General features: G+C 41.3%; 5 protein-coding genes. 3 read left to right on the plus strand and 2 right to left on the minus strand.

Translation table 11 applies throughout. The annotated features are described in order from the left end of the window. A partial coding sequence (locus tag NLX74_RS25335; protein WP_254330914.1) for a DNA-binding protein occupies window positions 1–871 on the plus strand: 871 nt, incomplete at its 5' end. Window positions 872–2149: 1278 nt separating this feature from the next. Here NLX74_RS25335 and NLX74_RS25340 read toward each other — a convergent pair. Then, a complete protein-coding gene (locus NLX74_RS25340) occupies window positions 2150–2305 on the minus strand; it encodes a hypothetical protein (protein WP_016818380.1) in 156 nt (51 codons plus the stop codon). 479 nt (window positions 2306–2784) lie between these two features. Next, complete coding sequence (locus NLX74_RS25345; RefSeq protein WP_016818385.1) at window positions 2785–2985, minus strand: hypothetical protein; 201 nt, start codon at window positions 2983–2985, stop codon at window positions 2785–2787. Between the two features lie 395 nt (window positions 2986–3380). Between NLX74_RS25345 and NLX74_RS25350 the strand changes: the two genes are divergently transcribed. Both NLX74_RS25350 and NLX74_RS25355 read left to right on the plus strand, forming a co-directional pair. Further along, window positions 3381–4679, plus strand: coding sequence for a hypothetical protein (locus tag NLX74_RS25350; protein ID WP_016818384.1), 1299 nt, complete (start codon window positions 3381–3383; stop codon window positions 4677–4679). A gap of 685 nt (window positions 4680–5364) precedes the next feature. Further along, window positions 5365–5874 (plus strand): hypothetical protein, encoded by a 510-nt coding sequence (locus NLX74_RS25355; RefSeq protein WP_016818383.1) that lies wholly within the window; start codon window positions 5365–5367, stop codon window positions 5872–5874. The last annotated feature ends 343 nt before the right edge of the window (window positions 5875–6217 follow it).

Below are 6217 nucleotides of genomic sequence, written 5' to 3' on the forward strand. Positions count from 1 at the left end.
GGAAGAAGTTTTGGAAGGGAAAGATACTATTTATTTATTGACGGATCATCATAGATTAGATAAATGTATTGAATTACTGCATATGAGGTTTGAACAGCATGCTTGGGAAGATATATTGACCATAGCTGATCATCTGCACAGCCTTGCTGAAAACATGTATAACGAAGCGCAAAAAGCGCACTCACAAAGACTTCCTTATCTTTTTAAGGCAGAACGGCCTTTGGTATTCTATTACGGGTTCGCATATCTGGCCAAGGGAACAGCGCTTCAAAAACTCGGCTTGTACGATCAGGCCAAAGAATACATTTTGAAGTATTCGGAATTGGGCTGGTTTTCGGGGTTGGACAAAAACGGCTGGGAAGAAGTCGAACGATTCAAATTTTTTGCTAAAGCAAATCAGTATACTAATGATTTGCTATCTGGAAAATTGAACGTGTTACCTGAGTATGTTCAATTTTTAGAAGATAATCCGGAAGAGTTATTACCCGGCCTCGTCACGATCATGGAGACTGCTTCACTTCATTCGGTTAATGTAGATGATCTACTTGAAAAGTTCTCAGAAAAAATTGAGGATTTTGGAAATCTTGAAGACGCTACCAATAGAACTCACTATTTCAGATTCTTGTATCATCGGGCTGTTTACTATGCTAAACATCAAAGGTATCAAGATTGTGTACAGCTCAGTTTACTGTTTTTAACATCTTATAATAAGATTAATGACGCAGACTTCAAAAAGTTTGTTGTACTATTTGAAGTCTACCGGCAGTATGCTTCAAGTGAGCAAATAGAGCAGTATCAAAACCTTTGTAAGGAGCTGTTGAAGCATGAAGAAGGCAATAATATCTGCGATGATGGTATTCGCTCTTGTTAGTATTGTAGTACCCATAACTAGCGTTGGATCATTTACAACTCTTTCACCTTCTAACCACGGTTGGAACTAAATATGTGATTAAAAAGAGGGGCCGTTGCAATCAAACGGCCCCTCTTTTTTGTGTATCAGGTGCATAGATTAAGCCCTTAGGGAGCCGTTGCAAGCCGCACGGCTCCTTTCCGTATGTTCAAAAGCTACAAGAGCAAGGAGGGGCATCAAGAGCGTCGTAGGAAGCCGTCAAGGGCGCAAAGCGGCTTTAGCGAACCCTTTACGAGCGATTCAACGTGCCGACCCTTATTTGCCCCTCCAGACTCGTCTGGAGGGCTGCCACCCGGCGAGGGAAATAGCGGATTCTAAAGGGCTAGCCCTTTAGCCGCCGGAGGCGACCTTGAGGTTTGAAAGTGGTACACACTTTCCTGGTTAGGATGGGTCTGCAGAATAATTCATGAAATAAAATAATATGCGTGAAATAACTGCTCATATGTTGCTCAATAAAGGGTTATTTCTATGAATAATAGAGGGCGTTTATCAGGAGAAAAACGGCTTTGAAGATGCTATTATTGGTTGAATATAACTTTTAATAGTACAGATTTATGGTTCCCGAAAATGAAGGGGGTGTATCTTTTCTGCAAATGGCTCAACCATGCGGGTTTTGAAAAAAAATTACACCCTTATTTTTTGGGAACTAAAAATGGGAACCAAAAAAAACACGGGAAAAAGGGGATCAAATACCGATAATAGACCCCTGATTATGGTGTGCTTCGTATTAAAAATGGCAATTTCACTGGAAAAAGTCGACCGCTCACTATCTGTTGAAATGGGTGGGAATACGGTGTACATTCATGATCGTTCTTGTAGGGGGTGAGGTGGTCTTTTTTGAGTTGAGTTGGTTTCCCAAATCGTATACCAAATTGCATACCAAATCGCGTACCCAATAATGTACCAAATGATATACCATCGCCTGTCTATTAAACGTAAGTATACAAAGAGATTTTCAAAAGACTTGGGCGCATAACAGTCTCTTTTTTTTGTCCCTCTGTATGGAGTGCGTGGATTGAACTACTACCTTAAAAAATTTAAGGTAGTCGCTGTCTTGCTCCTGTATGGAGTGCGCGGATTGAACTATTACCTTAAAAAATTTAAGGTAGTCGCTGTCTTGCTCTGTATGGAGTGCGTGGATTGAACTACTACCGGTTCCCAAAGTGGACTGGAGCGAAGCGAAAGTAACTAAGGGCGCACTTATACATTGCTTTGCAATGTGTGCGAAAAAAAGCACGCCTAATTCTTGGCGAGCTTTTCCAGGGTGCGTTTATATTTGTTTATGCCTTCTTGTGCGATCCGCTTCACCTGTTCGGTGCTGGCGATCTGGATTTGATCTTCAGGACAACGCTGCTGAAGGTTGGTTTTTGTATGTTCTTGCTTTGGGTACTTCATGGGGTGAACCTCCTTAATTTTTGTGGTTTGTGTCTATTATGCTACCAGTGTGCGACCCCAGCTAAAAAAAATTTTTTTCAGTTTTTTTAGCTATCATTTTCGGGTAAGACTGAGCGGTGTTTAGACGATTTTTTGATAACTCAATTATGGTATTGTAAGTCAATAGGGACGCGGCTTTTCCCGTATCTATTATTCACATTTTCTCAAATGATAGGATTCAAAAAGTGAGCGGTCAAAATAGTTACTATTTTCCGTGCAAATGCGTCTGACAAAAGAAAAGAGTCTAGCATAATATACTAGACTCGTGGTAAAATTTGCTCATTGAAAGCAAAAAAGCCAGTTTCACGGCAAGGGTTTCCCGACCCTATGCTGTTTGACCGACCGACATCGGCGAAACAGGTGCGCATGAACATGACTTTCTTACTTCATTGAATCTTCAATGCAATGTAATCACATTGTACTGGATATAATCCATGGATTCAATAGGATTTGAGATATAAATGTTGAAGCCCCTGAACCGTATGTAGCGGATCGGGGGCTTTTTTGGTTTTTATGAAATGCGGCAAAGTCCAAGCGCGGCGCGGCATTTCAAGATTTACATAGCTCAACTGAATATCATTGGAGCGCTCAGGAAATTTGCGAAAAAAATTTCGCTTGAGGGCTTGATTTCCTATTGCCAAAAACGGAAATTCTCCTCTGTTGGGAATTTTGAACATGGTGAAAATTTCACAATAGGGAATTAATTTCTAGTGGTTTGGTCGGGTTATGCAGGGTGCTTCCAAGGCGTCGTATGCCGCTTCTATATTCCAGGTTTGAGGGGGTTTAGGGGTTTGAGGTTTTAGGCTGCGAAATTCGCCGAAAGGAGTACCCAGACCCCATAAAATATAACATGGGGTCACGGTGGTTCTTATCTTCTACCTCAAACGTTGGTTTGTACAAGCATTTTCGCTTACAACTGAACTAATTTAAAAGAAAAACAGAGTATATCATAGTTTTTTAATGAAAAACGGAAATTTAACTCGAAAATCCGCACTTAATCAGATGCACAAAAACGAACTTTAAAGGAGCGATTTTTATGCCGGCAGCTTACACGAAAAAAGCAGGCTCTACACGCGGGAAAAGGAAATTCGTACCTGATCCGAAGCGGTTTGTATTCAACATTGATACCTTGTGGTACACCTATGACGCGGAAAATTATGACGAGGTGATGCAAGATGGACTATTTAACACTCTCCAGGTCGGCAGGGACTTGGCCGAGGATGGTGGGTTGCCTGATCCGATCCGTGTTCAGTTGAACCGTTATGAGACTCCAGCATTTTTCAATATCGAACCGAATGGCCAACGTCCAATTTACTATTATCAGATTCGTAATAACGATATGGCGTTCTTTTTTGCCAAAAAGCGGCGCAATGACGGAACGTTTCCGATCAAGGTACAAATCAATCAGTTCAAACTGTGGGAGCTGGGGGTACGAGATGCGTTTCTGGAATCGCTGGAGGTGCTGGCTGGCTTGGGCTTCATTCATGAAGCCTCGAAGCCAAGCCGCATCGATCCTTGCGTCCATAGTGACCAATTCCAATGGACGCTGGATGATCTTGTTGACCTGGACTATCCAAGGAATCCTCAAAAGACGAATAAGCCGAGCTGCATCAATATTGATCCGTATACGCGGGAATTTGAAACGGCCTACATCGGGGATCGTTCCAGGTTGCAGCTGCGAATCTATAACAAGAGCATTGAGATTGAGCGGAAGGGAAAGGATTATTTCCGAGATATTTACATTGACCGTGGCATGGACCCGGACCGGGTTTGGAACATCGAATTTGAGATTCATCGTGATTGGATGAAAGGTTTTGCCAACGTGGAAACGGGCGAGACGAACATTTTTGACAGCATGGATTTTCTGTTGCGGCTGGATGGCCTGTCGATGCTTTGGACACATCTGTTTCACGCCTTTACGCATAAGTCGGCTTTCTGGAAGATCGTACAGAAGGGAGATCCAAAGCAATTTGTGGAGTGCAGAGATCATTTGTTCCGTTTGAAGGATATCGACACGACGAAGGAGCGCGAGATCGCGCAGATCCGCGGGCGCCTTCAAAAACTGATTTTGAATGAGAAGCTGCCGGAGGATTCAGATTTTATGGTGGAAGCCATGAAGATATTCACTAGGATGTTTCATCAGTACGAAGAGGACAAGGACAAGGATTTTGAGCAAGATGTGCTCAAGAAACGTCAGTTGTACATGGATAGGGAGCTGCTTAAAAAAGAGATGGCAGAAAAGCGGAAATCGTCGGATACGCTGACCTTGCTTTATGAGCTGCTGGGCCGAGATAAGATGCACAGCGTTGATAAGATTCTGGTAAAAGAAGAATGAATATAATTGTATCAAAGGGGCTTAAATGCAAAGCATTAACTAATCGTAAATGCCATTAATTATTAACCTCCTGAAATAAAACAATTCGACGATAAAAAAACCTCTGCCGAAAAGGAAGAGGTTTTTTTGTCCCATTTGCCATAGGCAAACTCCTTTCCGAACGGAAAGGTCATTCACGGATGTGAATGAAATCGAGCGAAGGCGAGACCCATTCCCTGCGTAGCAGGGGTATAAATGGGCACTACTGTGATTTTTTGCTTTTTGGTTTATCCAAAATGGTTAGACACCTAAATTGAATAATTAGCTAATGTCTCGTATACAAGAATGAAAATAACGAAAGTGAGGTGACATAACTATGCTGAAATTCGATATAAACCTTATGGGTTTAGGAAGAGTAAAGATTGAAATCAAGTGGTTTCATTAATACGCGTCTCCAGAAGCCTCTGAACGGTCCTTTATGGCATTTTGGGTGGGGGGTACGAAATTAAATACATCTAATACTTTAAAAGCCAGATAGACGGCATTATGAAGGTCTCGAGGGAATATTAATTTTAGGTTAATAATGTAATTAAAAAACAAAAATGGGACATTACTACTATTTTTTGGAGAAAATGATATAATTGTGGAACCTTTTGGTATAATGGGCTTGCAATATTGCAATATAATTTCCAAGGAGGAATAATCTGTGAAGAAGAAACATTTTATTGCATCAGCTTTATCTTTAGGCTTGTTAGGAGGAGCCATTGCGGTACCCAGTGCGATCTTTGCGGATTCAGATGTAAGTGATTCTGTAAATACATCTACTGCAGCGACACAAGATGCTGGTACACCAACCACTGGAGATCATGTGGTGACTCCTCAAAGAGTAGGGAATACCATTGACGCCGACGCAAGCGGAAGCGCAACCGTAGGAACTTCCTTTGAGGTTCCAAAAGGTTATGGACATGTTAAACTTCGTATGAAGAATTATTCTAGCTATCCAGTAAAGGTGAGTTTATCGCACATTGAATCAAATAAAGAGTATATTACTGCTCTGAAAATTCCAGCTCGTGGCGAAATTACTTGGAGAAGCACTGATGAAGGTATAACCGATGGTTTGCGTTCTGGAAGTTACACATTGCAGTGGCGTGGTGGCGATTATAAAGTTGATGGACATGTGTGGGGCGTTGCTGCTTCATCGCCTGGCGATCTATAATAGCTAGCTTCATAGAAACTGCAACAAAACAGAGAAAGCTCCAACCTTTTACGGTTTGGGGCTTTCTTTTTGGACATTCAAGGTTACGTCAAAGCTCGAACTAATCTTTCATCATATCAAACGATACAAAAAATTAGCATTTATGTAAGAAAAAATTGACCAGTGGATGGAAAATGTCTATATTTGTAATAGATTGCTAAATTTCTGGAACTCACATCTTGGCGTACATACTCCATAACGAATAAAACAATGGGAGGAAGTTGGATGGAAGAAGTTTTGGAAGGGAAAGATACTATTTATTTATTGACGGATCATCATAGATTAGATAAATGTATTGAATTAC

The sequence above is a fragment of the Paenibacillus sp. MZ03-122A genome, from assembly GCF_024213325.1.
Lineage (GTDB): Bacteria > Bacillota > Bacilli > Paenibacillales > Paenibacillaceae > Paenibacillus > Paenibacillus polymyxa_B.

Excerpts from the sequence above, each read along its gene's own strand:
- NLX74_RS25340 (WP_016818380.1), bottom strand. The coding sequence starts at position 2,305 with ATGAAGTACCCAAAGCAAGAACATACAAAAACCAACCTTCAGCAGCGT.
- NLX74_RS25350 (WP_016818384.1), top strand. The coding sequence starts at position 3,381 with ATGCCGGCAGCTTACACGAAAAAAGCAGGCTCTACACGCGGGAAAAGG.